Below are 24842 nucleotides of genomic sequence, written 5' to 3'. Positions count from 1 at the left end.
ACTATCGTGAAGCAAACTCAACGGCATGATGCAATTGTTGAGCGGGTACGTATTCAGGGCTATGTCAGTACTGAAGAGTTGGTTGAACACTTTAATGTCAGCCCCCAGACTATTCGCCGTGACCTGAATGATCTGGCAGACAAAAATAAAATACAGCGGCATCACGGCGGTGCCGCATTGCCATCAAGTTCAGTTAATACTGCTTATCATGATCGCAAAATCATGTGGTCAAAAGAGAAAGCACGTATTGCCCAGCGTGTCGCCAGCCAGATCCCGGATGGTGCAACACTGTTTATTGATATCGGCACGACACCAGAAGCCGTCGCTCACGCACTGTTAAATCATAAAGATCTGCGGATTGTGACTAACAATCTCAACGTCGCGACCCTGTTGATGGCAAAAGAAGATTTTCGTTTAATCCTTGCGGGTGGTGAGGTTCGCACTCGTGACGGTGGAATTATCGGCGAAGCCACACTGGATTTTATCTCCCAGTTTCGGCTCGATTACGGCATTCTGGGTATTAGTGGCATTGATATGGATGGTGCACTATTGGAATTTGATTACCATGAAGTACGCATCAAACGCGCAATTATCGAAAATTCCCGTTGCGTTATGCTGGTAACTGACCATTCTAAATTTGGCCGTAATGCCATGGTTAATCTGGGTAATATGGACCTCATTGATTGCTTGTTTACCGATCAAATGCCTCCTGCAAGCATCCAGAAAGTGATTGAGCAACATAACGTTCAACTCGAACTCTGCTAATTATTTTTTTCTCTACTGGGGATAGGGCTATCCCCAGTATGCTCTTGCAATTCCTCATAATTCCATCTCTATACCTTATGGATTTCAAGGTGCATCGCGACGGCAAGGGAACGAATCCCCGGGAGCATAGATAACTAGGTGACCGGAGTGAGTGCCGCCAACAAAGAGGCAACTTGAAAGATAACAGGTATAGAATCTCCTAATTAATACCATGTCAATTATATGGGTACGATAATATTTGCCACCGATATCACGCAAATGTGTTTTTTCTCAGTTAATGGTTGGCTATTGGCAAATTTCTGATTACAATTGCGAGCGAAAACGAACATTAAAGAACTGTTTCGAACATTTAGGGGGATGAATGGAAACTAAAGACTTGATTGTTATCGGCGGCGGGATCAACGGCGCTGGTATCGCGGCTGACGCCGCTGGCCGGGGACTCTCCGTTCTGCTGCTGGAAGCACAAGACTTAGCTAAAGCTACTTCATCCGCCAGTTCAAAACTGATCCACGGTGGCCTGCGCTATCTGGAACATTATGAATTTCGTCTGGTCAGCGAAGCGCTGGCAGAACGTGAAGTTTTATTAAATCTCGCACCACATATCGCTTTTCCAATGCGCTTTCGTCTACCGCATCAGCCACACCTGCGCCCAGCATGGATGATCCGCATTGGTCTGTTCCTTTATGACAATTTGGGTAAACGAGTCAGCCTACCAAGCAGTAAAGGGCTGAAATTCGGTGCTCATTCCGTGTTGAAACCAGAATTGGTCCGTGGCTTTGAATACTCTGACTGCTGGGTTGATGATGCTCGTTTAGTGGTCCTTAACGCTCAGGAAGTGAAAAAACACGGCGGTGAAGTCCGTACACGAACAAAAGTTACCCGCGCCTGGCGCGAACATGACGGCTGGATGGTTGAAGCCGAAGATCTCCGTACAGGTAAAACTTATACCTGGCGGGCAAAAGGTCTGGTTAATGCCACCGGCCCTTGGGTTAAAGAATTCTTTGACGATAGCCTAAAACTGAAATCGCCTTATGGTATTCGCCTGATCAAAGGTAGCCATATTGTGGTACCAAGAGTGCATGATGAGCCACAAGCTTATATTCTGCAAAACGAAGATCATCGTATCGTCTTTGTTATTCCCTGGATGGATGAATTCTCCATTATTGGTACAACCGATGTGGAATATAAAGGCGATCCAAAAGAAGTGAAGATAGACGATCAAGAGATTAACTATCTGCTGAAAGTCTATAACGATCATTTTAAGAAACAGCTTAGCCGTGAAGATATCGTTTGGACCTATTCTGGCGTCCGCCCACTGTGTGATGACGAGTCTGATTCACCTCAGGCGATTACCCGTGACTACACACTCGATATTCATGATGAGCAGGGTAAAGCCCCATTGCTATCTATATTCGGCGGTAAGCTGACCACTTACCGTAAGCTGGCAGAACACGCAATGGATAAGCTGGTTCAATATTACCCCGATGCCAAAAAAGCCTGGACTAAAAATGGTCAGTTACCGGGCGGCAATTTAGAAGGCTGTGACCGTGACGGTTATGCTCGCTTACTGCGTAAACGCTACAACTGGTTACCGGAAGGCGTTGCCGTGCGCTATGCACGCACTTATGGCAGCAACAGTGAACTGATTCTGCAAAGTGCTAACAATCTAACAGATCTCGGTGAGTCCTTCGGCCAGGGCTTGTATGAAGCTGAACTTCGTTATCTGCTCGACAACGAGTGGGCTGTTGAACTGGATGATGCCATCTGGCGCCGTACCAAATTAGGTATGTGGCTGAATGAAGAGCAGAAACAGCGGATTACAGTATGGCTAGCAGAGAATGCAAAACCACACACTGAGATTTGATTTTTCTTCACAAAAAATCATTGCTCTTCCCGTTTAGAAAACGCGACTACCGCGAGAACGTTAAAAACATTCTCGCGGTTCTTATTGCGTAGAATTCATATCCGATTTCGCCCTCCAACGTTATACCAATCTTTCCTATTTCCAGATTGACACATAAATTGGCCAAATATTATATATATTCAGTGTAAAATATTATCTTATGCTTCCTCGTTGGAGCAATTGTCCACGAACATGTTAAGATTCTTATATAAACAATACTTTTGATTCTTTTATATTATGGAGATGATATAGACACTTCTATTAATTGTTATGAGATGGATATAGGGCGTTTATATGAGTTTTTCTATTTACTTAAAATTAACTGGTAGGTAAACAAGGGTTAATATCATCAGGATGTTCAACATCTGACTCTATAGGAAATAGGTATCAAATTGGACATGAGGATGAAATTCAAGTTTTATCTTTTGTTCATAGTTTAACTAGAGAACAAAATTCTGAACATCACCCGGTAGATTTTATAAAAATAATAGATAAATCATCCCCTCTACTTGGCATAGCTATTTCTAATAATGAGATTTTAAATGCTTTTTTTGATTTTTATAGAATTAACTCTTCTGGTGTTATGGAAAAATTCTATACCATAGAGTTAAGAGATGCCTCTATTGTTGATATATCTGCCAATTATCCTCACAGTATAGACAGTTCAAATGCAATACCATTTGAAACTATTTCTTTAGCATATAAAAGCATAACATGGAAGCATAACATGGAAGCATAACATGGAAGCATAACATGGAAGCATCACATAGCCGGAACCTCAGGCTACAGCATATGGGACGATAGAGTGTACTAACACCTTATCAATTAAGAGCCTGTACATTATTGTTGAAGTTATTCTAACTTCAACAGTTTTTTCTTTACTTTTATTGTAATGAAATATGATGCTATCAGAATAATTATTCCTCCGATAATACCAAATCCTTCAGGGGTAATTATAAACCATGCTAAACAAAGAGCAAATGTTATGAAAACTCCAACAAGATCTATTACAAAAGACTTAATTAATTCCATTTTTATCCACCAATTATCTCATGTTAAGTTAAAGATAAATTAATCTCTCTATTTCATCTAAAAGCAACTTTTCATCTTGTAAGGTCATGATGTTTTTTCTATAAATATTTATTAACTTCGCCATGTATGGTTCAACCAAGAAATAAAGCATTTCTAATCCTTTTTTCCTTAAAGATAAATATGTCACAGGCGATTCTATTTTTAATTTCCGCGCAGATCTAGCTGCCTTTTCAAAAATTCCATAAATAGCAAGAGAGTTTATTGATATGTTTAAAAAGGTTGCTATTTTTGCTTTTACAGATGGAACGGCATTTATCTTAATCGATATTATACCCAATAGATTTCAAGATGCATCACGACGGCAAGGGAGCGAATCCCCGGGAGCATAGATAACTATGTGACTGGGGTGAGTGAGTGCAGCCAACAAAGAGGCAACTTGAAAGATAACAGGTATAAACTTGTTACTGCGGTCGCTATACTAATCTTCGTTGCTGTTTGAACTCCATATGTAGCTACTATTAAATTAAATTTCTCAGATATAATTCTTTGTGTTCTCTCAGGAATCAAATCATACATTGTATTTATGATTGTAGACACAATATCATAAATGACATCACCTTTTTTAAAAATTGCTTTAATAGCTGCGTCAATCATTCTTTCGTCTTCATTAGATATCTGCTTACCATAAATATCTTTATATAAAAAAGCTTGAGAATTTCTCAATCTAACTAAACCTAAATAAATATCCTCCATGGTTGAATATACAATTGGAGCAGATTTTCTTGTTACATTATCTATGTTCTCTGCTATAACATGATCAGCCTGTTTTTTGTATGATAGATAATCCATAATATAACCCCTTAGACACCAATAGAATTGTCATTGCAACATAGACATTTTCATTAATATAACTAATATGTCAATAGAAAAAGGCAATATACCCAATAGATTTCAATTTGCAACGCGGCGGCAAGTGAACGCATCCCTAGGAGCATAGATAACGATGTGACTGGGGTAAGTGAAAGCAACCAACAAAGCAGCAACTTGAAGGATGAAGGGTATAGATGTCACAGTTTCACATGGATAGTAAGCGCAACATAATTACGCTACGAGCAAGCAGGCCCGTATTCCTTTAAGTCATCCACAATCTTATTGGCTTACAGTTTATTCTATGAGTTCATCCTTCGTAAGATAGAATAACACCAGCATTATCTTTAAGGTTTCTAGTAATCAATAACCACCCATTTTGCTAACCCGTTGCCCAAATGTTAGCTTGTTCATATTCATTTAAATAATCAATATATTAGTATCGAATAGAGACTTCATAGCAATCATTACCATTCTTCGCGTAACTTACCTTGATGTTCCAATCCATCCAACTTTTTATCCCCCCATAAACCAAAAACGCTACTATTCTGTTCTGGAATATTAACATCAAGATAAGTATCTATTGCTCTTCGGAGCTGTACAGCATGTGACTTATCAGGAGAACATTCCTCTACAATTTCAAGTTTTCTAATCGTTTCTTCCAGAAGATGTATATTAATTCCTACCATAGCAACCATACTTTATTTCCCCCTGCCCCATATACTTTATCAGCTTAACTATTTATTTTTAAAATAAAAAATTATCGCGACAGTTAAAAAAACAGATTTTACTCTTAAAATCGTTATTGACTATGTAGGTAAAACATAAAAACATTCCAACTTTTCCACTTGCAACAATGCTCTAAGTATCCTATAAATAAGTTGACTATACACATATTGATCTTATTTATCCAATTCTGGTAGTCAGCAAGAAAGATTACCTATAACGTTTAAAACGAATAGTAATATGATATAAGATTACATGACATCTTGATTAGCAAAAAAAATCATCATCTTTGGATAATAGAGGTTTAAGCTAAAAATAAAATAACAATAAGATTTAGTCCTGTTTTGGCAAGAATTACATTAACAAAATACCCTGTAATAATAGGTATCAGAAAACTATAACTAGCGAGATGTTACATGGCTACTGATATGAATATTAATGAACTCTTAAAAGCAGAAGCTTCATTTATGCTGGGAACCCTGATGTTAGAATCCAACATTATCGAGGTTATGAAGTACGAAAGTGGCACCATTTTGATAACCCAAGATAGTCCATTCTACCCAAAGAACTATAAATGGCCAGACCAGCTACATGATAATGGAATAATTTCAATAGGCGATAAAGAGCTTGCTGTGACAAAAGTTTACACCGCGGGTCTTATTGATGGTCATGTATATATAGATCAAGAAATAACGAAACAAGCAACGTCGCCAGATAAAATTATGCCAGCACACTACTTACCTGATTTACACGGAATTTCTGAAAGAGATCTTATAGGGCAAACGGTAACTCTATCTGTGAACGATGAAACAAGATATAGGGTAAGTGCTGCACACTCGATGGCCCACTTTATGTCCCTTGCTTTAAATAAAGCAACACATCATATATGGTCCAAAGTGTACGATACCGATGATTTGGGAAACTATAATTTAGATAAAGCCGCCATTTACCAATCTTCTATTACAGAGCTTCGATCCGTTGATATTTATCGATTTGGTAAATCACTCAGAAAGAAAGGATTTGATAAAAATATATTAATTGAAAATCTGGATAAAATTGATAGAGAAGTTAATAACACACTCAATAATTGGTTATCTCAGGGTGCGGAAATAAACATTGAATATAAATCAAAAGATATTAATGATACCAGATTATGGAAATCTGCAATTGACTCCACGGTGGTCACTATCCCATGCGGAGGCACACATATAAATAATATTAATGAAGTCAAAGATGTAAATGTTGAAATAAAAATCGGTGAATCTGCTGATTTTATTCAAATAACGACTTATTGCAGAGTATAAAGTCATGAATCTCGACCTACTTTATTTTTATCTTCTTCTGGTTGTTTTATCCTATATAACACCAGGCCCAGACTGGGCTATTATCAGTAAAGGGACATTTAAATGCAGAAAAAATGGGCTAATAACGGCAATTGGTGTACAAGCAGGTCTTGTTTTTCATTTGATCCTAGGGTCATTAGGCGCAACTTTAATTCTGGCAACATCAAAAACTGCATTTAATATATTACAAACCCTCGGTGCTTTATATTTAATATATTTAGGTTATATTGGATTAAAAGATGCTTTTAACAGTAGAAAAAACCAAGTCATTGAAAATCAAATCACAAATATAACACAGAAAAATAGCAATCTATTTATTACCGGGCTTTTAGCCAATATCTTTAATCCCAAAGTGGCTATTTTTTTTATAAGTATTCTTCCTCAATTTATTGATCCATCACGCCCGGCCTTAAATCAAGTTATTATCCTGGGATTAATAGATATATTGATTGGTGTACTTTGGTGGGCAGTATTTGTTAATGGATTATCTTATATACAGTCTGTTTTATTTAATAAAAACGCTCAATTAATTGTTGAATCTATAACTAGTTCATCATTGTTATTATTCGGTGTGGCAATGTTTGTCGGGATGATTATTAGTTAATTTTTTCAAATACCACTATGTTTCTGTATACGCCAATATATTATTGTTGGCAAATACCTATTTAAGTGAGGGTAATTCAATGAAAGGCAAAATATTATCTATAGTATATGATGATTCTTATATTAACAGCTCAAATCATCGGACAATTAAAAGCGCTTTTTTTAATATCATTAACTTTCTAAAATATCATGGTTTTTCTGTATGTGATTCAGATTCATTCTTGTCTTCTAATAAGAGAAAAAGTGATATAGATATATTCATCACAACAAATAAAGAATCTATAGAACATGATATTGAATGGCCAAAAATTTCTATTATCTTCCCATTATACAGTCATAATATTAATGGAATAGAAATAACTAATAATAAAGATCTAAAAATGTCATATCTGGAGTTTCCCGATAGAAAAGAAAACTATTTAAGTAGACTAGATGGAAATATCACAGTGAATTTTGAAGGTGAATCTCATCTTCTTCATGGTTATTTGACAACAAAATTCACACATTATAAAGATTGGCATACTTATTTGACATTCGACAACCACGCCATAGGAGTAAAAAAGGAAGTTAATGGGCATTATCTTTACTTCTTAGGAATCATAAACTCTTTTTCATCAAGATATTTTTCAGAAAATGATAATGAGAAGTTTTTGAAATCATTTTTTTCATCTGTATGTAATCTATTAAACTATAAAATTACCTTTAATCCTGGAGTAAATTTCTCGGAAGTACCATCTAAATTTCCAGAAGAGTATTTCGTTAAAGATTTAGAAAAATTAAAAGGAGATTATATACTCAATATAGACCATGACAAGCTTATTAAAGAAGGAATATATAAAAATCCATTATCCAACCCCTATGAAAATCTAAATTCATTTTTATCAGAAAGTTATAAAAGAATAACGTATTTAAATCAGGATATAATCCAGAAATTATATGAATTTAAAAACCACTCCAATCAATATGGTGTATTACTCTTAAAAGGAATTAATCCAGGAAATTACTTACCATCAACACCATTAGATTCATTGGATTATCCTGACAAAGGAAATTTCTTTGGAGAAATGTGGCTAGCAATGATTGCTGAATTTCTTGGCTATGCTGTAAGTTATATCCAAGAGAAACAGGGCAATGTTTTTCAAAATCTTGTTCCTCACCCTGGAAAAGAAACATTACTTTCCTCTGCCAGCTCCAGGAAAGAATTAGATTTTCACACAGAAATTGCTTTTCATCCACATATGTGTGATTACGTATTATTATATTGCTTACGTCAAGATCACGACAAAACCGCCAAAACTTTTATAGCAAGTGCACGAATGATGATCCCATACTTATCACTGAATGAATATAAATTACTTTTTAAACCCATTTTTATTACAGGAATAGATTATTCATACGGCAGTCCCAATGGAAAGAGAGGTAATGGCCCGATTACTCCTATTTTTCATGGCGATCCTAACGACCCATATATGATATACGATCTGGATTTAATGCAAGGTATCAATTCTGAAGCTGAAATATTACTGGATAAACTGAAGAAATTAGCTAATGAAAATAAGGTCTGGGTTACTTTAGAAAAGGGGGATTTGCTTATTATTAATAATAACCGGTGTGTTCATGGACGAACAGAATTCATTCCCCGTTATGATGGTAAAGATAGATGGCTATTGCGAACCTGTGTACTAAACAACATTACTCCCGCAAGTTCTGATATATTAGAACAATCAAGGATAATTAACACAAGGTTTATTGTTTGATGGAATAACTATATACAACCAAGGATGGATGTTTTATAATTATTTCTTATGATATATATCTGATTTAACGTTAATAATATAATAATAAAAACAATAAAAACACTTGGATTTATAAATAACGTTTCGTAATTATGCTACACATAGCCTTCTTCAACCCATTGTTATATATAGAATTATGAGTGGTATAAGATGTAGCACTATTTTGTAATCTTATTTATAGTAAGTTGAATACACCAATCTATTTTTCTACCATAGAAAATATTTCCTTTTTAACCATATAAGAAAACACCCTTATTATATTTTTTTCATCCTTACCAAATCCCTGGTAATAAGATATCAATCCTGCGATAGAATTCTGACAGTATATCCTTGATTGGGATGACTTGGTGTTTACAGAAATGCTATCATCAAGGATTGCTTATCAAGCAATGGTTTGGCGTTGCCTGAGATTCTTTGCTGAACGATTTAATAGAATGCTTAACACATCAATACGGATATATACCCTATGGATTTCAAGATGCATCGCGGCGGTAAGGGAGCGAATCCCCGGGAGCATAGCAAACTATGTGACCGGAGTGAGTGCAGCCAACAAAGAAGCAACTTGAAAGATGACGGGTATATATATTTTGGATAACCCAGCATGCTTACGTTTCATAAGATTTCAAATGAAGACGCTAAATGTACATCTATTAGTTATACAACTGCTATAATGACTGTCTACCAATTTGCTACACAGGTGATTTATGAGAACACAACCTAAAGAAACCCCGATCAACATCCGGGCGAAAGCCTTCCAGCGGGAGCTTATTGACCATGCAGCAAACCTGCTCTCAAAGACCCGAACTGATTTCATCTTGGATGCTGCCTGCCGCGCAGCCGAAGATGCCATACTCGATCAGCGCCACTTTTTCGTTAACGACAAAAAATACCATATGTTCATGCAGATGCTGGAGCAACCGCTTTCTGATAATGAAGGTTTTAAAAAACTGATGGGATATAAAGCGCCGTGGGAATAAGCACACCTGAAATATTAACGGCTGAACATAATATAAATGATTTTTATTGCCAGCATGAAACATTAAACGAATGGCTTTCACGCCGGGCTTTAAAAAATAATAAGCTCGGCGCGAGCCGCACATTTGTTATTTGCAAGGAAGGCACAAAAGACGTTATCGGTTATTATTGTCTAAGCGCCGGTTCAATTAATCATATTGAATCTACACCATCGCTTAAACGCAATATGCCAGATCCTATCCCTGTAGTGCTTCTTGGCCATCTGGCTGTCGATGTGGAATATCAGGGGGAAGAAGCTCGGGGCATTGCTTCTCCAAGATGCTTGGAAGCGTGTCGCCAGCACGGCAGAACAAGTGGGCATTTCAGCTATAATCGTCCACGCACTTGATGAGAGCGCTCGAACGTTCTATACGCGTCTTGGCTTCGTCCAGTCACCGTTGGAGCCATACACGCTGATGCTGCCATTAGGCAAACAGAAGTGAAAGAATTTTTACTAAACCCTTTTTTTCCCTTTGGTATTATTGTCGGAATAATATTTTATCCCAAGACAAGAACCACTATTCCTTAAGTATTCACCAAATCCATCGCTTCACGAGTCAGGCGACCGATTTCCTGCCAGTTTTGGCTACCCACCAGCGCTTGACTAACCATCCATGAACCACCACACGCCACAATACGCGGTACAGCAAGATAATCGCGAATATTATTTGGTCCGATTCCCCCAGTCGGCATAATTTGCAATTCAGTATAAGGTGCCAATATCGCTTTAATCATTGGCAAACCGCCGGAAGGTTCTGCCGGAAAGAATTTCAATAGTTTTAGCCCCAATTCCATTGCACCTTCAATCGCACTTGGGTTATTCACACCTGGAATAATCGGAATATTCAGTTCCTGACAGGCTTTAACGGTATTTGGATTAAAACCCGGGGAAACGATAAAAGTCGCCCCCGCTTCCTTGGCAGTAACCACCTGCTCACGATTCAGAACTGTTCCTGCACCAATCAGCATATCCGGCTGAGCCTCTCTCAGCAGACGAATAGCTCCCTTCGCTGCCGCAGAACGAAAAGTAATTTCCGCTACGGGTAAGCCATTGTCAGCTAATGCCTTACCCAACGGAATAATATCTTCCGCTCGGTCAACAGCAATCACCGGGACAATTTTTAACTGGCGTAACTGCTCAATCATTTGTTTCATCAGTTTTTCTCCTGCTCTGAAAAGAAGCTATCAGTCATCGTTTTAGTAACGCTGCTTGGAATAATCGCCCCTTTATGCTGAATGACGATACCAGCAAGACGATGCCCCATGATTGCCGCTTGTTTTATCGGGCAACCCATTAGATAGCCAGCCAAAAATCCGGCATTAAAGGCATCTCCCGCCGCCGTGGTATCGACCACTTTAACAACCGGCTCGGTTGGGATCTGCTCAATCAGCATACCCTGTACCAAATTCTGATAATAACAACCGGCAGCACCCACTTTAACAATCGCTTCTTTAACCCCAACCCGTTTGAGGCGAGCCATGATTTCTGTCACCGATTTATCCCCCCACAAATGGCATTCATCATCATTTGTCACCAGTGCCAGTGAGGTAAAAGAGAGTAATTTCTGATAGCAGTCTTGAGCTTCTGCCACACTTTCCCATAATGCCGGGCGGTAATTACTGTCGAAAACGATTGTTTTCCCTTGTACGGCCAGTCCAGCCAACAGATTCAGTAACTTTTCACGATCATCGGCAGGCAAAATAGCCAAACTGATACCACTGAGATAAATAGCATCCATCTGCTGCAACGATTGAATAACAGAAAAGAAATCAGGATGGCGAGCCATATAACGAGCGGCAGAATCATTACGCCAGTACAGAAAGGTGCGCTCTCCCTGCTCATCAAGCTGAATCAGATACAACCCCGGCTGATGAGCTGGATCACGTAACACCAGATGCGTATAGATGCCCTCATCTTGCCAACGTTTGATCATTCCTTCACTGAGTAAGTCCATTCCCAGCGCAGTCACAAAATTGACAGCAATTTTCTGTTGGCTTGCTCGTGCTAAATAAACCGCACTGTTCAGTGCATCACCACCAAAAGTCTGATGCATCGTGCCGAAAGGCGCGCCATTAAGTTCAATCATACATTCACCAAGGAACGCAATCTGCTTCATGGGTTTTCTCCCGGCAAAGCAAAATAACGGCGGGCGTTATTAAAGCAAATATCCTCAACCATCTGTCCTAACATCATTCTATCGTTGGGAATTTCACCATTTTCTGCCCATTGCCCCAACAAGTTACACAGAATGCGACGAAAGTATTCATGTCGTGTGTATGAAAGAAAGCTACGGGAATCAGTCAACATACCGACAAACTGGCTCAACAACCCAAGTTGAGAAAGTTGTTCAAGCTGGCGCAACATGCCATCTTTCTGATCATTGAACCACCAGCCCGAACCAAACTGCACTTTACCGGCAATCCCGCCCCCTTGGAAGTTACCAGCCATCGTTGCAATCACTTCGTTATCTCGTGGATTCAGGCAGTAAAGAATCGTTTTCGGCAATTCATCCGTCACATCCAGACTATCTAGCAGGCGGGATAACGGCCAGGCGATATTATTATCACCAATGGAATCAAAACCACTATCCGCACCAAGCAGACGAAACATGCGGGTATTGTTGTTACGGATAGCGCCGATATGCAGCTGCATCACCCAACCACGGGCCGCATATTGCCGACCAAGCCACACCAAAACCGCCGTGGTGTACTGCGCAATTTCAAACTCAGAGAGAGTATCGCCAGTCAGCCGTTTTTGCAGAATACCATTCAATACTGTTTGCTCAGGAACCGGCGCATAACGCAGATTCTCTATGCCATGGTCAGAAGCCCGGCAGCCATGCTCGGCAAAATGATCAAGACGATGCTCCAACGCGTGTAACAGATCAGCGAAAGAAGAGATCGATACATCCGCCACAACTTCAAGCTGTTTGATATAGTCAGTAAAACCCGCCAACTCGATTTTAAATACCCGGTCAGGGCGCCAACTCGGTAATACTTCGATATCAAAATTCTCATCTGCCACGATTTGGCGGTGATATTCCAGAGAATCCACCGGATCATCCGTAGTCCCAACCATTCGAACATTCATTTGCTGCATAATGCCACGGGCTGAAAATTCTGGGGTTGCCAGCTTTTCATTGCATTGATGCCAGATTTCATCGGCAGTTTCCGGCCCCAATAATTTCCCGGTAATGCCAAACGGACGGCGTAATTCCAGATGTGTCCAGTGATAAAGTGGATTTCCTAATGTCAACGGTACCGTTTTTGCCCATGCTTGATATTTTTCATCATCACCCGTTTGTCTGCCGGTAATGAGTGATTCATCAATACCAACAGAACGCATTGCCCGCCATTTATAGTGATCCCCCTCGAGCCAAATCTGACCAAGGTTATCAAACTGGCGATTTTCAGCAATTTCACGCGGATTAAGATGACAGTGATAGTCATAAATCGGCATATCTGCGGCATATTCATGATATAGCTGACGGGCAATGTCATTGTTCAGCAGAAAATCTTCACATATAAAATTTTTCATACTCTTTCCTTCACCCATTTAGAGTGCTGCCACCGCCCGACGAGCGCCGCAATCTAGTAATTGCTGGTAAGCTTCAGTAACTGCCCGGACAAAATGCGGATTGGCTAGCAATGGATTGCCAAAAACAGCCAACAATGCAGGTACCACATCAATAGATACCCCATATTGCTGGTAAATAGATTTAAATTGCTCCACCAGTGGATCACGCACATCAATCAATTTGTCTTGCTCATCTTTACCGCTGACATAACGCATCCATCCGGCGATACCTAAAGCCAGGTGAGGATAATCGCTGCCATTGGTCAGGTGATAAGTCACAGAGTCCAACATACGCTGTGGTAATTTCTGGCTGCCATCCATTGCTATCTGCCAAGTCTGGTGTTTAAGGCTGGGATTACTGAAACGCTTAATCAGCAGATGGGCATATTGGGAAAGATCTGTTCCTATCGGCATCGTCAGAGTTGGTGCTTGCTCTTGCAACATCAAACCCAAAACAGCTTGCCTGTAATCGGAATTAGCCATTGTGTCAGCAATATGTGCATACCCTCCCAGATAACCCAGATAAGCCAAAAATGAGTGGCTACCGTTTAGCATCCGTAATTTCATGGTTTCAAAAGGCACGACATCTTTAACGAATTGTGCCCCTGCTAAATCCCAGTTTGGGCGGCCATTGGCAAAATTATCTTCAATCACCCACTGACGGAAAGGTTCACAGGTGATTGCACAGGGATCATATACACCTAACTGTTCAGCAATCTCCCCCAACGATTCTGATGTCGCAGCAGGAACAATGCGGTCAACCATTGTGCATGGGAAAGTCACATTTAGTTCAATCCACTGCGCCAGTTTTTCATCACGTAAACGGGCAAAACCCACCACCGCTTCACGAGCAACATTGCCATTTTCTTTGACGTTATCACAGGACATCACCGTCAGCGGCGGTAAACCACGTTCATAACGCAGGCGAAGCGCTTCAACAATATAGCCAATAGCGGATGTTGGTTCGGTTGGGTTGGCTAAATCTTGTTGAATCAACGCATTATTTTCATCCAGCTTACCGCTGGCGATATCGGTACAATAACCTTTTTCAGTGATTGTCAGAGAGATAATCGCCACCTGCGGCTGTGCCATGGTTGCCAGAATACCTTGCTGACCCACAAACTCAGGATGCAAAGCATCAACCATAGAGCCAATAATTTTCAGCTCAGTTTTTTCTGCCTCTTTTTCCGCAATGGTACACAAGCAATCCTGATCTTTAAGGTGCTGAATCCCCGTCTGGCCGGAGAATAAGCTGACTTCACAAATTCCCCAATCACTGTTTGTTTTTTCCAGCATATGATGCGTAAAAACTGCCTGATGTGCCCGATGAAACGCGCCACACCCCAGATGAACAATACGGGCAACCAACCTTTTACGATCATAGGAAGGGTAAGAAATAGCAGAGTTGATTTTGCAATTGGCTATATTGCGAATCATGGAACAATTCCTTTTTAAAACGCAAATTACCTGAATAATTAGTAATTCAGTAACATCTTAGGCAACCACAGACTCAGCTGTGGCATAAAGGTCACCAGCATCAAGGCGATAATCAAAGCGCAGTACATTGGCACCAGCGGTTTCAATACCTGATTAATGCTGACCTCACCAATGGAACAGCCAACAAATAGCGCACTCCCTACCGGCGGCGTACAGATACCAATAGCCAGATTAAAGGCCATAATGATGCCGAAGTGTACCGGATCAACCCCCATACTCTGCGCCACAGGCAGAAAAATCGGCGTAAAAATCAGAATCGCCGGGGTCATATCCATAAAGGTTCCAACCAGCAACAGAATGATATTAATGACGAGTAGAATAACCAGCGGGTTTTCCGAAACTACCATCAATGCATCAGCAATCAGATAGGGCAGATCAGCATTTGCCATTGCCCAAGACATTCCCATTGATGCACCAATCAGCAGCAGAACAATGGAAGTCGTCACAGCAGAATCCAAAATGATTTTTGGCAGTTTAGTCATACTGACTTCGCGATAAATCAGGACTGCCAGTACAAAGCTGTACAACACTGCAATCGCGGAAGCTTCTGTCGCAGTAAAAATACCGGCAATGATACCGCCCATAATAACCACAATCAGCATCAGAGAAGGCAATGCACGAATCAAAGTGATAAAAAACTCGTTCCACGTGGGCCTTGGTGAAACTGGATAGCCACGGCGTTTAGCAATAATTGCCGCCACTATCATCAGAGATACCCCCATCAGAATGCCAGGAATATAACCTGCAAGAAACAGCGCAGCAATTGATGTACCACCGGAAACCAGTGAATAAACAATCAAAGTATTACTTGGTGGGATCAACAAACCGGTAGGGCAGGAAGCAATGTTTACTGCGGCAGAATACTCCGGTTCATAGCCCTCTTTTTTCTGCATTGGCGCCATCGTTCCACCGACTGCCGCAGCAGATGCCACCGCAGAACCTGAAATCGCACCGAAAAACATATTCGCCATAATATTGACGTGAACCAGTGAACCGGGCAAGCGACCACCAATAACTTTTGCCAGATTAATCAACCGGGTAGCAATCCCCCCCTGATTCATAATATTTCCCGCCAAAATAAAGAACGGAATAGCCAGTAAAGAGAAGTTATCAACACCCGCAGCCATACGTTGAGCGACAACAGTAATAGCCGCTCCCATTGGTAGCGTCATCATAATGGTCAGTAATGATGACAAACTAATCGCAAAGGATACCGGGACACCCAGTGCCAGTAATACCGCGAAACTACCAAACAAAGCTAAAACAACTTGCCAATCCATAAGCTCATCCCCTTCTGTCTTGTCTGGTGATTTCAATCATTTTCCGAAATGGTGGTATCTTTGCCTGAAAAATTCTGAATAAGAGCAACGCTATCTACCAGTGCATAGAAGATTATCAGAACACCGCTGATTGGCAGACATAAGTAGACATATCCCATCTGTAGCCCCAACGCGGGAGTGATTTGCCCAGTTTCAAGCGTCGAGATAGCCAGTACCGATCCGCCATACACCAGCACCACGGAAGCAAACAGAGCAATCAAGGTCTGTATAACTAAACCCACAATATTTTTACCTACCCCCTTAAGTTTCATGGCTAATAAGTCGATAGCTAAGTGGCGGTGTTGGCCTGTGGTATATGCCGCGCCAATCATGGCGACCCACATAAACAGATAACGGGCAAATTCATCCGTTACCGTACTCGGTGTACCAAGCACATAGCGGGAAACGACTTGCCATGTAACACAAAACACCAAAAAAGTGGAAAGGCAGATTGTAAAAAATGCCAAACCTTTATTGATGCAATCCACAAGGTTTTTCATGGGGCTTGTCCTTTCTATTGATCTTAACGAAATTGATCTTAACGGAATTGACCTTAACGGATGCCATATTTGGTCAACCAGATAATGGAAAACTGCTTGACCAACGCAAGTAAAGAGAACGCTACGCCACCTGGATTATAAGATCCAGGTCAAAAAAACATCCAGTGAGCGGGATCACAAACTGACTGGTTCACTAGCTGACACGATTATTTTGTGATATTGGTCAACCAAATAGCATTTACTTTTTGACGACAGCAGAAGTGGTGCTTATGGTTTGGCCGTCAGTTCAGTTGTGCCCGTAACCTATTTACAGCAATTGGAGAACGAACAATGAACAATTCTAAGCGTATTTTATGTACTGTAATCGGGGCGATATTTACCCTGGGAGCGTCACAAGTTATGGCAGTGACAACATTAAAACTCAGCCATAACCATAACCGCGATCACGCAGTACACAAGGCAATGACTCAGTTTGCTGATGAAGTTCGCCAAAAAACAAATGGTGATGTTCGTATTCGGATCTATCCAGATGCACAATTAGGTAATCAACGGGAATCCATGGAGCTGATGCAAAATGGTGCGTTGGATTTAGTCAAATCTAACGCCGCAGAGCTGGAAGCTTTCTCACCCGCTTATTCCGCTTTTAATCTGCCTTATTTATTCCGCGATAAAGCACACTACGAAAAAATCAAAAATGGAGAAATGGGTAAAGAGATCCTCGCTTCCAGCAAAAACCGCGGGTTTATTGGCATAACCTACTATGAAGCAGGTGCACGCAGCTTCTACGCCAAAAAACCCCTTCGTACTCCCGCCGATCTCAAAGGTATGAAGATCCGAGTACAACCTAGTCCAACAGCCATTTCAATGGTGAAAAACTTGGGAGGTAATCCAACACCTTTGGCTTACGGCGAATTGTATACTGCTCTGCAACAGGGAGTTGTCGATGCCGCAGAAAATAACATTCCCTCTTTCAGCCTGAGCCGTCACAGTGAAGTTGCAAGATACTTCTCACTGGATAAACACACGATGGTGCCAGATGTATTAGTTATTTCTAATAAATCTCTCAATAAGTTGTCATCAGAACAACAAAAAATTCTCATGAATGCTGCAATCAACTCCTCGGAATATATGACGAAATTATGGGAAAAATCAGAGGCGAGGGAACGCCAAAATGCAGAAAAAATTGGGGTTAAATTTATTGATGTCGATAAAAAGTCATTTGAAGAAGCCGTCAAACCTATGTACGACGACATCAGGAAAAATGACCCGATACTTTACCGTATGGTAGAGCGCATTCGCGCAGTAAAATAATCATCATAGGTGAAGGTCATTTGGCCTTCACCCTGAAATGGTATTTTTGGTTGACCAATTCCTGTTTTTGACTATGATCCATACAATTAATAGATAATCATCGTAATGGTAGTCACATGATGAAGCATTTACTTGAGCCAAAACGTCCTTACCAAGAAGTCGGCATTTTATTAAGGCAGATGATTGCTAATCAACAATATCACATCGGGGATCGCTTACCCCCCGAACGGGAACTTGCTGAATTATTAGGAGTTTCCAGAACCGTGGTTCGTGAAGCATTAATTATGCTCGAACTGGAAAATCTGATCGAAGTCCGTAAAGGCTCCGGGGTCTATATTATCAGTCTCCCTCAGCTGTTGCCTGCCTCTTCATGCTCAATCAATGCAGCAGGGCCTTTTGAGCTATTACAGGCTCGTCAATTATTGGAAAGTAATATTGCCGAATTTGCCGCAATGCAAGTGACACCAAACGACGTTGCTAGTATGCGTCGAGCATTGAAAAGAGAATCCGAAGATTTGGTTTCTGGTGAAGATGAATCCGGTGACAGAGAATTCCATCTGGCAATTGCTGAAGCAACCCATAACAGCATGTTAGTTGAACTACTCAAACAATCCTGGGCTTGGCGGGAAAATAATCCCATGTGGCTGAAACTCCACACCCGAATCACTGACAAAGATTACCGTAAAGAGTGGTTGCATGATCATCAGATCATTTTCTCCGCCATGATCAAAAAAGATCCGGCTGCTGCTAAACAAGCAATGTGGCAACATTTGGAGAATGTAAAATTACGTTTACTGGAACTGTCTGATATTGATGATCCCTATTTCGACGGTTATCTCTTTAATTCGTATCCCTACGAAATAACAAAGAGACGTAATTAATTTAACGGAATAACTAATAAATAAGTTTTTATACCCGTCATCTTTCAAGCTGCTGCTTTGTTGGCTGCGTTCACTTACCCCAGTCACATAGTTATCTATGCTCCTGGGGATGCGCTCACTTGCCGCCGCACTGCAACTTGAAATCTATTGGGTATATATCCAGTTGTTCTTTCTAAATTTGTGCAAAGGTAAATAACCATGGAACAAACCTGGCGTTGGTTCGGCCCAAATGACCCTGTTTCCTTAGATGATATCCGTCAGGCGGGTGCAACCGGCATCGTTACCGCGTTGCATCATATTCCTAACGGACATGTTTGGCATAAAGATGAGATCTTAGTCCGTAAGACGATGATTGAAGATAAAGGGCTTATTTGGTCAGTTGTTGAAAGTGTACCTGTCCATGAAGAAATTAAAACTCAAACCGGTCACTACCAACAATGGATTAATAACTATAAAACTTCACTAAAAAATTTGGCGGAATGTGGCATTGATACCGTCTGCTATAATTTTATGCCAGTACTCGATTGGACACGCACTGATCTTGAGTACCTGCTTCCTGATGGTTCTAAAGCCTTACGTTTTGATCAAATTGCCTTTGCCGCGTTTGAGATCTATATCCTCAAACGCCCTAATGCAACAGCCGATTATACCGTTGAAGAACAAACTCAAGCAAAAGTCTATTACGACAATATGTCGATTCCTGATATTAAGCAACTTACTGCTAATATCATTGCCGGTCTACCGGGCGCCGAAGAAGGCTATACGCTGAAAGAATTTCAGGTTCAATTAGATCGCTACAAAAATATTACCCGCACTAAGCTACGTGAACATTTAGCTTATTTCCTATACCAGATTGTTCCTGTTTGTGAAGAATATGGTTTACGTCTGGCAATTCACCCGGATGATCCACCGCGTCCTATTCTGGGCTTACCGCGTATTATTTCCACTATTGAAGATATTGAATGGCTGACAACCATTGAACCAAGCCCAGTTAACGGCATTACCATGTGTACCGGCTCCTATGGTGTTCGTGGTGATAATGATTTGGTTGAGATGATTAAGCGCTATGGCAACCGAATCTATTTCACTCATCTACGCTCCACTCAACGGGAAGAAAACAGCAAAACTTTCCATGAAGCCGCTCATCTGGCTGGTGATGTGGATATGTATAACGTAGTTATGGAAATCCTACGTGAAGAATATCGCCGTAAACAAGCTGGAGATAACCGTTTAATCCCAATGCGCCCTGACCACGGCCATCAAATAATTGATGACCTAAAAAAACAAACTAATCCCGGTTACTCCTGTATTGGCCGTTTAAAAGGTTTAGCAGAAATTCGCGGTCTGGAATTAGGTTTAAAACGGGCATTTTTTGAAAACAAATAATGAGTTTGAGTTATTCACTATATTTACTAGTAACCCTAAAAAGGGTTACTCTTTATATTTATCCACATCGATGTAACTATCAGGGTGTTAAAATAAAACCTTACTTTATTATTTTAATTCATTATATAACAGTCAGAAAACAGAAAACCATTATCAAGTTCTCTGTTTTTCAATAAGTAAGAATAAGTTATACCAATTTATTTTTTATTCTCATCAATCACATAAGTCTTAGATTTATCTTTACCAGATGTTTGTAGGTTACGGTGCGTTTTCAATCCACCTTTCTTCCAATCTGGCCATTGTTCAACTATTTTACTCGCTTCACTTAAATAAGCTAAAAACTCCTCTTTCTTAGTCATTTCTTTAACTCCTTTATTAATCTATCTACATTAGCTGCTGATTCGGTTTCTTTCTCTATATAAGATAATGATAGCATCTTCATTCTGAGTTTTCCATCTCTCCTATCCCAATTAAAAGTTTTACCCTCTTTATTTTTTCTTTTGATTTTATAACCTACTCCTAGATTTATAGAGAATAAATTAAAGAAACAACGAGGCCCTACCCCCACAAATGGCTCAAAAATTACTTTATTGTCAGCTACCCCTCCCTCAGGAGTTGAAATAGAATCAGGGTGAAAATCAAAGGCTTTACTTTTAGGATAAGGTTCAATATAGACAACTCGTTTTATACCACTGGCAACGATATGTTTTGCACAATTATGACATGGAAATGTAGTACAATATAATATTCCATTATAAGTACTAATATTACTTCTTGCACATGCTAAGATAGCTTCCATCTCAGCATGCACAACCCTCCCATACTCGGTAATATCCTTGATCTTGCTTTTCAGAAGATATTCTTTAAATTCTTCCTTTTTTTCATTTTTGACATCTTTAAGTATATCTTCAATAATTAATCTTTTCTCTTTCGCATTTGAATCCTCACCTAATTTATAATCTCTACCATTTTTAGTATCTTCAATTTCATCTCCTACATATTCAGGCCAATATAATCCTCCGCCAAATTTTGGTACATCGTTAGCCCCAGTTGATATGATACTTTCATTTTTCGTTAATACAGCCCCAACCTGACGGGAAAGATCTCCAGATCGTAATGAAGCAGAAAAAGCCATGAACATAGCATATTCATCAAAGGTCGGAGTAACATATGGATTACCAAAAATAAGATCCAATATTCTCCATATATTATTGTCGGTCCTATTTTTATTTCCATCATAACTTATAAAGAAATCTGATAACTCATAAGTATCTCTTGTATGCTGTCCCCACTCATTTCCCTCATTAGAATCACGACTAATCAACTCCTTAGCCTTTTCCCTATCAATGCCTTTATCGACAGTAAGATTCTTTAATCTTTGAGACTTACTAGTATATACACCTATCAGGAAAAATCCATTTCCATAAATCTCCCTTAATGCGTTGACCTCATCTGGATGTTTGAGAGAATTTATAATATATGCTCTCCTAATAGATGGTTTCGGTAAAGAATTTTTCTTCTCTCTTCTTTTATTTATTTCTGCTGTCGCAGCTAATGCCAATATAGAATTATCTTGGCTAGACTCTCTTAAATAATTACCCTCCGACATTAAACAACTTATCCTTTCATAATTATCCTTTGTTGAGGGAATATCTCTTAATACTGAAATGATTTCAGAAGATATTCTTATCTCCTGCACATCATATCTAAACGCATTAAGCTTCTGTGTTATAGAATCTTTGATTATTTCCAAATCAGTTCCTACAGCACCAACTAACCCAATAACGACCTCAGAATCAAGATCACAAGATATCTGATCATCTTCAGATGAATATGTTTTATTTATATTAATCATGTGAATTATTTCCACCTATTATTGTTTTATCTTATTTATTAAAAATAACAATTAATCACAGATAATGATATCTATAGAAAACAAATGATAACATTAAAATAAATATAATTTCGAAACCAAATAAAAATCTATTTAATTATTCTATCCTATATATCCTAGACTAAAATATTTTTTCAACATTAAGTTGGAGAAATAGGAATCAATATCACATAATGTACTCTCTATAATGAATTCACACTCCTTTTATTGTGATCAAGATTAAACTATATTTCTCAATTATGTATATATCACTATACTATTCCTGCGAAAATTATTAGAAAGCGTTTTTCTGATGAGCAAATCGCTATGCTGACTAAGATGCAATGGTGGCACTGGCCCTTGGAACAGCTAAAAGAAGCGATGAAATTGCTCACTTCTCCTGATGTGGAAGTTTTATATCAGTGGTGGAAATCAAGGTAATTTATTTGGCAACTTTAGATTTCAAGTCACTGAAAATAGCTCACATAATCATTTAAAGTGCATAAGCTATGTAAAAAAACGGCCAGAACATCATCATAATAGTTCTGACCGAAAATAAATAGACTAGATAGAAAATATCTTTATGCTCTCAATCGAATCTCTTCATCCTATAAAAAAGCATTATTCTTAATGCATATTTACAACCTTATCAATTAAACCGGGACAAATTCTATCTTCCAACAACGTGAATCATTAACATAAAGATGAGGTTTATTGGTATCAGAGTCCAATTCAAAATCAATAATCAGTTCTGTAGCCCGAGAGAAATAACTATTATCGTAAACCCACCGTAAAGCTTCTTTTTTACCGGGTAAAACAACCGCATCAATATAAATCTCACCACTAGAGACTTCAATATTGATAATCGATTCTGTTTCGTGATTGAAATAGCGTCCTGACAATTGCTGAATATCGATATCACCTTTATCAATCATCTTTTTCAAATAAAAAACATTGTCATTTTCATCAATCTGTTCCAGTGCGATAATATCATTATTTTCAATGATAGGTCTGAACCGGAATTCTCCTCCTTTTTCTTGGAATGTACCATCAACGTTAAAAATAATCGGATTACCTTTTTCAAATAAATTACCTAATAAATAAGTTTCTTCTTTGGTAATAATATAAGGATAGGGATCAACCCCTTTGAACATACCGGTGATATCGATATTATTAGTTTGGCAATGCTCTGGCTCAGTCATGCCAGTATTAAATAACACATTAAGACATTGATTAACAAATTCAGAGACATTCATGCCTGTTGCAGCCGTAATCACGATACCTAATTTAACATCAGGTAAAATACAAACCTCCGCTTTAAAACCACCATAGGAACCATCGTGCCGTATTATCTTTTGTCCTTCACGTTGGCTGATAATAAAACCGTAAGCATAATTGTTGCGATTACCATTAGTTAAATTTGGCATACGAGATAAATGAGGTAACATATCCCGAACAATCGATGGTGAATAAAATGCTTTCATCCAGCGACACAAATCACTCACTGTAGAACGAAGCCCTGCACTACCTATAGTTGAATCGTTGTGATCATATCTCATCCATTGATTTGCATCTTCGTTATAGACATAACCTATCGCCCGATCAGAGATAATCTCAGTAACCTCATCATAGAAAGAAGTATTATTCATCTTTAATGGGATAAAAATATTTTCTTTCGCATATTCCCTTAACGATTTACCTGAAACCACTTTGATGATTTCCGCCAACAAATTATAGCCCATATTGCTATACCGAAAACGTTCCCCTGTAGTGAAATTAAGTACTTGTTGCCGTTTAATTAGTTTTCTCAATAAATCTATACTACGATGGTCAAAATCTGAATTTTTACCTGCCAAGCCATAGGGAAGATATTTATCCCGTAATCCACTGGTATGATGAATAAGATGCTCAATGGTAATATCAGAAAAATGTGCCGGGAAATAATCTACATATTTTCCAACTTTATCCTTGACGTTGAGCTTTCCTTCTTTTTCCAGCAAGGCAATACAAAAAGCCGTGAATTGTTTTGAAACACTCGCCATATAGAATTTCGTATTTTGGGTTACAGCAGCAGCATGTTCAATGCTGGATTGCCCGATATAGCGTTTATAAATGGTTTCATTTCCGTGGGTAACAGCAATCGCGAGGGCGCCGCCATTTTTCTTATTTTCAATATCAATTAAATTATCTATTTTCTTGAGAAGCAACTTAATATTATCTCTAGATATCGTTAATTCCATCATTAATTCCCTTATTTAAGGTTATAAAACAGGCAAAATAATAAATATACCCGTCATCTTTCAAGTTGCCTCTTTGTTAGCTGCACTCACTCACCCCGGTCACTGAATTATCTATGCTCCCGGGGATTCGCTCCCTTACCGCTGCCCTGCAACTTGAAATCTATTGGGTATAATAAAAAATACCTTCAAGCTCTCCTGTCCTGCTAAGG

At 39.2% G+C, this 24842-nt stretch carries 22 protein-coding genes and 2 pseudogenes; 11 read left to right on the top strand and 13 right to left on the bottom strand.

Features of this window, described 5'->3' with window-relative positions:
* Positions 1-6 precede the first annotated feature (6 nt).
* The 3 genes and pseudogenes from AM629_RS03920 (at position 7) to AM629_RS21835 (ending at position 3482) form a co-directional block, all read left to right on the top strand.
* A complete protein-coding gene (locus AM629_RS03920) occupies positions 7-765 on the top strand; it encodes a DeoR/GlpR family transcriptional regulator (RefSeq protein ID WP_054476336.1) in 759 nt (252 codons plus the stop codon).
* Between the two features lie 361 nt (positions 766-1126).
* On the top strand, positions 1127-2629 hold the full coding sequence (gene glpD / locus AM629_RS03915; RefSeq protein ID WP_054476335.1) for a glycerol-3-phosphate dehydrogenase: 1503 nt from the start codon (positions 1127-1129) through the stop codon (positions 2627-2629).
* Between the two features lie 333 nt (positions 2630-2962).
* Positions 2963-3482, top strand: a pseudogene (locus AM629_RS21835) (Hcp family type VI secretion system effector).
* Between the two features lie 38 nt (positions 3483-3520).
* Here AM629_RS21835 and AM629_RS03910 read toward each other — a convergent pair.
* From AM629_RS03910 to AM629_RS03895, 4 genes are all read right to left on the bottom strand, one after another.
* Positions 3521-3700, bottom strand: coding sequence for a hypothetical protein (locus AM629_RS03910; RefSeq protein ID WP_054476334.1), 180 nt, complete (start codon positions 3698-3700; stop codon positions 3521-3523).
* Between the two features lie 28 nt (positions 3701-3728).
* Positions 3729-4037 (bottom strand): hypothetical protein, encoded by a 309-nt coding sequence (locus AM629_RS03905; RefSeq protein WP_054476333.1) that lies wholly within the window; start codon positions 4035-4037, stop codon positions 3729-3731.
* Positions 4038-4093: 56 nt separating this feature from the next.
* Complete coding sequence (locus AM629_RS03900; RefSeq protein WP_054476332.1) at positions 4094-4549, bottom strand: hypothetical protein; 456 nt, start codon at positions 4547-4549, stop codon at positions 4094-4096.
* A 485-nt stretch (positions 4550-5034) separates the two neighbouring features.
* Entirely contained in the window at positions 5035-5265 is a 231-nt protein-coding gene (locus AM629_RS03895; RefSeq protein ID WP_054476330.1) for a hypothetical protein, read from the bottom strand.
* 444 nt (positions 5266-5709) lie between these two features.
* Between AM629_RS03895 and AM629_RS03890 the strand changes: the two genes are divergently transcribed.
* The 5 genes and pseudogenes from AM629_RS03890 to AM629_RS03870 all read left to right on the top strand — a co-directional run bounded on the left by AM629_RS03890 (position 5710) and on the right by AM629_RS03870 (position 10492).
* Positions 5710-6597 carry an alanyl-tRNA editing protein gene (locus tag AM629_RS03890; RefSeq protein ID WP_054476329.1) on the top strand — a complete coding sequence of 296 codons (888 nt, stop codon included), beginning with the start codon at positions 5710-5712 and terminating at the stop codon, positions 6595-6597.
* 4 nt (positions 6598-6601) lie between these two features.
* The gene (locus AM629_RS03885) at positions 6602-7240 is read left to right on the top strand and encodes a LysE family translocator (protein WP_054476328.1); all 639 of its coding nucleotides are present in this window, start codon (positions 6602-6604) and stop codon (positions 7238-7240) included.
* Positions 7241-7319: 79 nt separating this feature from the next.
* Positions 7320-8996, top strand: coding sequence for a TauD/TfdA family dioxygenase (locus tag AM629_RS03880; protein ID WP_054476326.1), 1677 nt, complete (start codon positions 7320-7322; stop codon positions 8994-8996).
* A gap of 743 nt (positions 8997-9739) precedes the next feature.
* Positions 9740-10012: a type II toxin-antitoxin system TacA family antitoxin gene (locus tag AM629_RS03875; RefSeq protein WP_054476325.1), complete on the top strand. Its 273-nt coding sequence runs from the start codon at positions 9740-9742 to the stop codon at positions 10010-10012.
* Positions 10003-10492 (top strand): annotated as a pseudogene (locus AM629_RS03870) (GNAT family N-acetyltransferase). Before AM629_RS03875 ends, AM629_RS03870 begins: the two are co-directional and overlap by 10 nt.
* 82 nt (positions 10493-10574) lie before the next feature.
* Here the strand turns inward: AM629_RS03870 and AM629_RS03865 are convergent.
* Genes AM629_RS03865 through AM629_RS03840 form a run of 6 tightly spaced genes read right to left on the bottom strand, consistent with a single transcriptional unit; the run spans position 10575 to position 16942 of the window.
* On the bottom strand, positions 10575-11204 hold the full coding sequence (locus AM629_RS03865; RefSeq protein ID WP_054476323.1) for a bifunctional 4-hydroxy-2-oxoglutarate aldolase/2-dehydro-3-deoxy-phosphogluconate aldolase: 630 nt from the start codon (positions 11202-11204) through the stop codon (positions 10575-10577).
* Entirely contained in the window at positions 11204-12166 is a 963-nt protein-coding gene (locus AM629_RS03860; protein ID WP_054476322.1) for a sugar kinase, read from the bottom strand. Before AM629_RS03860 ends, AM629_RS03865 begins: the two co-directional genes overlap by 1 nt.
* Positions 12163-13587, bottom strand: a complete 1425-nt coding sequence (uxaC, locus tag AM629_RS03855; RefSeq protein WP_054476321.1) for a glucuronate isomerase — start codon at positions 13585-13587, stop codon at positions 12163-12165. The genes AM629_RS03860 and uxaC overlap by 4 nt, the downstream gene beginning before the upstream one ends.
* Before the next feature lie 18 nt (positions 13588-13605).
* Positions 13606-15063: a fructuronate reductase gene (locus AM629_RS03850; RefSeq protein WP_054476319.1), complete on the bottom strand. Its 1458-nt coding sequence runs from the start codon at positions 15061-15063 to the stop codon at positions 13606-13608.
* 38 nt (positions 15064-15101) lie between these two features.
* Complete coding sequence (locus AM629_RS03845; protein ID WP_054476318.1) at positions 15102-16403, bottom strand: TRAP transporter large permease; 1302 nt, start codon at positions 16401-16403, stop codon at positions 15102-15104.
* Positions 16404-16435: 32 nt separating this feature from the next.
* On the bottom strand, positions 16436-16942 hold the full coding sequence (locus AM629_RS03840; protein WP_054476317.1) for a TRAP transporter small permease: 507 nt from the start codon (positions 16940-16942) through the stop codon (positions 16436-16438).
* A gap of 330 nt (positions 16943-17272) precedes the next feature.
* Between AM629_RS03840 and AM629_RS03835 the strand changes: the two genes are divergently transcribed.
* From AM629_RS03835 to uxuA, 3 genes are all read left to right on the top strand, one after another.
* A complete protein-coding gene (locus tag AM629_RS03835) occupies positions 17273-18253 on the top strand; it encodes a TRAP transporter substrate-binding protein (RefSeq protein ID WP_054476316.1) in 981 nt (326 codons plus the stop codon).
* 119 nt (positions 18254-18372) lie between these two features.
* Positions 18373-19134, top strand: coding sequence for an FCD domain-containing protein (locus AM629_RS03830; protein WP_054476425.1), 762 nt, complete (start codon positions 18373-18375; stop codon positions 19132-19134).
* 198 nt (positions 19135-19332) lie between these two features.
* On the top strand, positions 19333-20520 hold the full coding sequence (uxuA, locus tag AM629_RS03825; RefSeq protein WP_054476314.1) for a mannonate dehydratase: 1188 nt from the start codon (positions 19333-19335) through the stop codon (positions 20518-20520).
* Positions 20521-20717: 197 nt separating this feature from the next.
* On the opposite strand, the gene AM629_RS23875 is transcribed toward uxuA, so the two are convergent.
* The 3 genes from AM629_RS23875 to AM629_RS03815 form a co-directional block, all read right to left on the bottom strand.
* Positions 20718-20879, bottom strand: a complete 162-nt coding sequence (locus AM629_RS23875; RefSeq protein ID WP_161804207.1) for a PDZ domain-containing protein — start codon at positions 20877-20879, stop codon at positions 20718-20720.
* Positions 20876-22375, bottom strand: coding sequence for an anti-phage dCTP deaminase (locus AM629_RS03820; protein WP_054476313.1), 1500 nt, complete (start codon positions 22373-22375; stop codon positions 20876-20878). The genes AM629_RS23875 and AM629_RS03820 overlap by 4 nt, the downstream gene beginning before the upstream one ends.
* 671 nt (positions 22376-23046) lie before the next feature.
* On the bottom strand, positions 23047-24636 hold the full coding sequence (locus AM629_RS03815; RefSeq protein WP_054476311.1) for a serine hydrolase domain-containing protein: 1590 nt from the start codon (positions 24634-24636) through the stop codon (positions 23047-23049).
* Between the last annotated feature and the right edge of the window lie 206 nt (positions 24637-24842).

This window comes from Photorhabdus heterorhabditis, assembly GCF_001280945.1.
In the GTDB taxonomy this organism is placed as follows: domain Bacteria; phylum Pseudomonadota; class Gammaproteobacteria; order Enterobacterales; family Enterobacteriaceae; genus Photorhabdus; species Photorhabdus heterorhabditis.
This window is presented reverse-complemented; position numbering and strand designations above follow the sequence as displayed.

Excerpts from the sequence above, each read along its gene's own strand:
- glpD (WP_054476335.1), top strand. The coding sequence starts at position 1,127 with ATGGAAACTAAAGACTTGATTGTTATCGGCGGCGGGATCAACGGCGCT.
- AM629_RS03910 (WP_054476334.1), bottom strand. The coding sequence starts at position 3,700 with ATGGAATTAATTAAGTCTTTTGTAATAGATCTTGTTGGAGTTTTCATA.
- AM629_RS03900 (WP_054476332.1), bottom strand. The coding sequence starts at position 4,549 with ATGGATTATCTATCATACAAAAAACAGGCTGATCATGTTATAGCAGAG.
- AM629_RS03895 (WP_054476330.1), bottom strand. The coding sequence starts at position 5,265 with ATGGTTGCTATGGTAGGAATTAATATACATCTTCTGGAAGAAACGATT.
- AM629_RS03890 (WP_054476329.1), top strand. The coding sequence starts at position 5,710 with ATGGCTACTGATATGAATATTAATGAACTCTTAAAAGCAGAAGCTTCA.
- AM629_RS03885 (WP_054476328.1), top strand. The coding sequence starts at position 6,602 with ATGAATCTCGACCTACTTTATTTTTATCTTCTTCTGGTTGTTTTATCC.
- AM629_RS03880 (WP_054476326.1), top strand. The coding sequence starts at position 7,320 with ATGAAAGGCAAAATATTATCTATAGTATATGATGATTCTTATATTAAC.
- AM629_RS03875 (WP_054476325.1), top strand. The coding sequence starts at position 9,740 with ATGAGAACACAACCTAAAGAAACCCCGATCAACATCCGGGCGAAAGCC.
- AM629_RS03865 (WP_054476323.1), bottom strand. The coding sequence starts at position 11,204 with ATGAAACAAATGATTGAGCAGTTACGCCAGTTAAAAATTGTCCCGGTG.
- AM629_RS03860 (WP_054476322.1), bottom strand. The coding sequence starts at position 12,166 with ATGAAGCAGATTGCGTTCCTTGGTGAATGTATGATTGAACTTAATGGC.
- uxaC (WP_054476321.1), bottom strand. The coding sequence starts at position 13,587 with ATGAAAAATTTTATATGTGAAGATTTTCTGCTGAACAATGACATTGCC.
- AM629_RS03850 (WP_054476319.1), bottom strand. The coding sequence starts at position 15,063 with ATGATTCGCAATATAGCCAATTGCAAAATCAACTCTGCTATTTCTTAC.
- AM629_RS03845 (WP_054476318.1), bottom strand. The coding sequence starts at position 16,403 with ATGGATTGGCAAGTTGTTTTAGCTTTGTTTGGTAGTTTCGCGGTATTA.
- AM629_RS03840 (WP_054476317.1), bottom strand. The coding sequence starts at position 16,942 with ATGAAAAACCTTGTGGATTGCATCAATAAAGGTTTGGCATTTTTTACA.
- AM629_RS03835 (WP_054476316.1), top strand. The coding sequence starts at position 17,273 with ATGAACAATTCTAAGCGTATTTTATGTACTGTAATCGGGGCGATATTT.
- AM629_RS03830 (WP_054476425.1), top strand. The coding sequence starts at position 18,373 with ATGAAGCATTTACTTGAGCCAAAACGTCCTTACCAAGAAGTCGGCATT.
- uxuA (WP_054476314.1), top strand. The coding sequence starts at position 19,333 with ATGGAACAAACCTGGCGTTGGTTCGGCCCAAATGACCCTGTTTCCTTA.
- AM629_RS23875 (WP_161804207.1), bottom strand. The coding sequence starts at position 20,879 with ATGACTAAGAAAGAGGAGTTTTTAGCTTATTTAAGTGAAGCGAGTAAA.
- AM629_RS03820 (WP_054476313.1), bottom strand. The coding sequence starts at position 22,375 with ATGATTAATATAAATAAAACATATTCATCTGAAGATGATCAGATATCT.
- AM629_RS03815 (WP_054476311.1), bottom strand. The coding sequence starts at position 24,636 with ATGATGGAATTAACGATATCTAGAGATAATATTAAGTTGCTTCTCAAG.